Genomic DNA, 2617 nt, shown 5'->3' with positions numbered 1-2617 from the left:
CGTTGCTTTTTGTTTGCCCGCCGTTTATCAGCATACATTTTAGGACACCACCAAGCCAGAGGCGGTTGTCGCAGGTGTCGCCGAGCAGTACGCGCTGTTGGCCGATGCTGTCGCTGACGATGTCGGCATGGAGCATGGCGTGTACCATCTCGTTGCCGTAGCGGCTGTCTTTCGGCAGGCGGCACTGCATTTTGTCGAGGCTTTTGTTGACGCCATAGTGTTCACCGGCGATTTGCAGCGCGTGCTGTGTGCCGCTGGTAATGGCACCGTAGAGCGCCATCATCCGGCTGGCATAGCCCCAGAGCGAGACGAAAACCAGTTGCTGGTGGCAGGCGAAGGCATCGCAGTAGATGCCGTCGAAGTTTTCCAGCTCAATCGGGGCTGGACGGTTGAAGGTAATCGTCATGGTTACTCCTGACATTGGGTTCTGAAATGACGGGAGTAACCCCGCAGGGGTACTCCCTGCGGGGAAAGGGCGGCAAAATCCGTTATTTGATCTGGATGATGCTGCCGTAGTGGGGTGAGTCCGGCGTCATGTCGATCGCCTTGATGACGGTGGTGAAGCGGTCGCGGTGTTCTTCGCTGAGCACGTTGCCGTCCTCGTTTTCGCGAACTTTGATGACCTTGGCTTTCGTCGTTCTGCCCTTGATGAGCAGACAGCGCTGGCCGTTATCGACCAGACCGCTGACTACGCCGGCGCTGATGAGCAGGCAGGTGTGCCACTCGGTGAGGTCATGCAGCGGGCGGATGGCGGCATGGTTGTCGCTGCGGCAGAAATTCGCGGTGAAGTCATGCCACAGGCCGAAACATTCACGCGTGAGTGCGGCCATGCCCTGGGCGTCGAGCAGCTTGCTCTGCATCAGCAGCGTTTTGCCGTTGGCGGCGGGGTAATAGCGGTATGCCGCTGTCTCCGGCAGCGTGGGCCAGGATTCCTTGCCCGTCTGCCAGGCAGCAAACTGCTCCAGTTGTGCCTGGTCCAGTTGCGCACTCGCCGCCTTGCGCTTGCGTGCGATGATGACAATTTGGTCGAAACGATCGGTTGCCGCCAGCCAGACGCCGATGTCATCGAAGCGGGCGAGCAGCCATTTCTGGCAGGCATCATTGAAACTCGCCTTGGGGACGATGTAGATGAGCAGGCCGTCGCCGCGCAGGGCGGGGAAGAAGTGTTGCAGGAACTGGTGTTCCAGCCGCACCCGCTTGCCGCCGGCTTCCTTGTCACCGAGATTCCAGCCATAGGGCGGATTGAGAAAAAGGCAATCGACCGACTGCGGGGTGACGTGTGCTTCCAGGGCGTTGGCGTGCAGCAGCTTGTGCAGACGCGGCGTAGCTTGTGCGACACGCCCCCCGTCCAGATCAATGCCGTAGCGTTGTCCGAAAGGGTAACGCTCGTGGCTGGCGAATTGCGCCAGCGCACTGCCGCAGCCGCAGCAGGGGTCAAGACATTTCACCGCCTCGGTCGAAGGGGCGACGAGCAGACCGATGCCACGCAGGGTGGCATCGTCGGTGGGGTAATAACCCATCGCCGCATAGTTGTTGGCGACGCGGGGGTGCATCAGGTCAGCCATGCGCATACGCCTCCTGCTGTGGCAGGTAGAAACTCTGCGAGCGCATATCGTATTGATAGCCAAAGGCGACCAGTATCTGGCGGCAGCGGATGAGGTTCTCCCGGCCAATGGTGGTGTCGGGATGATAAACATCGCCGTATTGCCAGTCGTCGCCGTCGGCGAGGAAGGAACGCAGGAATTGCACCTGTTCGTCAAACGGCTCATCATCCGGCGTCTCGTCGCGGCTGAAGGTTGGCGCAACGCCTTCTTCCTCCAGCGGATCGGGGACGGATTCCGGTTCGGTGTCGCCGCTTTCCTCGCCATAGCCGTCCAGCTCGAACTGTTCGACCATCGCGCGCAGGCAGACGCGCAACTCGCCGTAGGCCTGGTAGGTATAGAGGGTAATGGCAGAAAGCGCGAAAAGTCCGTTGTAATCGCCGCTGGCAAGGGTTTCCAGCCAGGCGTTGTCGCGCTGGTCGCGCACGGTGAAGGTACCGAGGGCGCAATGCAGCGTGCCGACCGGGAACGGGCCGTAACGGCCGTTGCGATAGGTGACGTTGAGGCGGCCGCTGACACTGACGAAATCAGCAGCGGCATCTGGCGGGGCGTGGGGGGAAGGTTGGGGATTCATGAGGGTTCTCCGGTTGCAAAAGAAAACGGAGAACCTCCCGCCGGGAAGATTCCCCGTGCGGGTGGGATGCTGGCCGTGGGTGGTCAGCGGGTTGATTTATGAACGGATGGCATCTTTGAGTTCCGCCATGACTGCATTCAGCCCCAATTCATCGGGGAAGTTGATGTAGTCATAGGCGAACAGCACGGCCGCCATCTCCTTCGGGTTTAGCGTAATCGTGAGTTTGCGCTCACGCGATGGGAGGATATGGGCATACTGCTCCAGCAGCGAGGTGCCAGGGTCGCCCAGGACATGGATAACGGTTTTGGACATGGATTCTCCTGTTGCAGAAAGAAAAAGCAGGAGAACAGCCCGGCAGGGATGATTCCCCTGCGGGTAAAAACGGTGCATATATAGCCATCCACCCTAAATAATATACTCAATAAAAGCCCGCTCCACCGCC

General features: G+C 59.8%; 3 protein-coding genes and 1 pseudogene. All 4 read right to left on the bottom strand.

Annotation, left to right across the window (positions count from 1 at the left end; all coding sequences use genetic code 11):
* Nucleotides 1-406, bottom strand: a pseudogene (locus tag Q0349_RS05630) (hypothetical protein); the annotation flags it as partial.
* A gap of 82 nt (nucleotides 407-488) precedes the next feature.
* Nucleotides 489-1565 carry a DUF6094 domain-containing protein gene (locus Q0349_RS05625; RefSeq protein WP_298079901.1) on the bottom strand — a complete coding sequence of 359 codons (1077 nt, stop codon included), beginning with the start codon at nucleotides 1563-1565 and terminating at the stop codon, nucleotides 489-491.
* The gene (locus Q0349_RS05620) at nucleotides 1558-2175 is read right to left on the bottom strand and encodes a DUF3275 family protein (RefSeq protein WP_298079900.1); all 618 of its coding nucleotides are present in this window, start codon (nucleotides 2173-2175) and stop codon (nucleotides 1558-1560) included. The genes Q0349_RS05625 and Q0349_RS05620 overlap by 8 nt, the downstream gene beginning before the upstream one ends.
* A 96-nt stretch (nucleotides 2176-2271) precedes the next feature.
* On the bottom strand, nucleotides 2272-2487 hold the full coding sequence (locus tag Q0349_RS05615) for a hypothetical protein (RefSeq protein WP_298079899.1): 216 nt from the start codon (nucleotides 2485-2487) through the stop codon (nucleotides 2272-2274).
* Nucleotides 2488-2617 lie beyond the last annotated feature (130 nt).

Origin of the sequence: uncultured Cardiobacterium sp. (assembly GCF_938028185.1) — a bacterium.
Lineage (GTDB): Bacteria > Pseudomonadota > Gammaproteobacteria > Cardiobacteriales > Cardiobacteriaceae > Cardiobacterium.
This window is presented reverse-complemented; position numbering and strand designations above follow the sequence as displayed.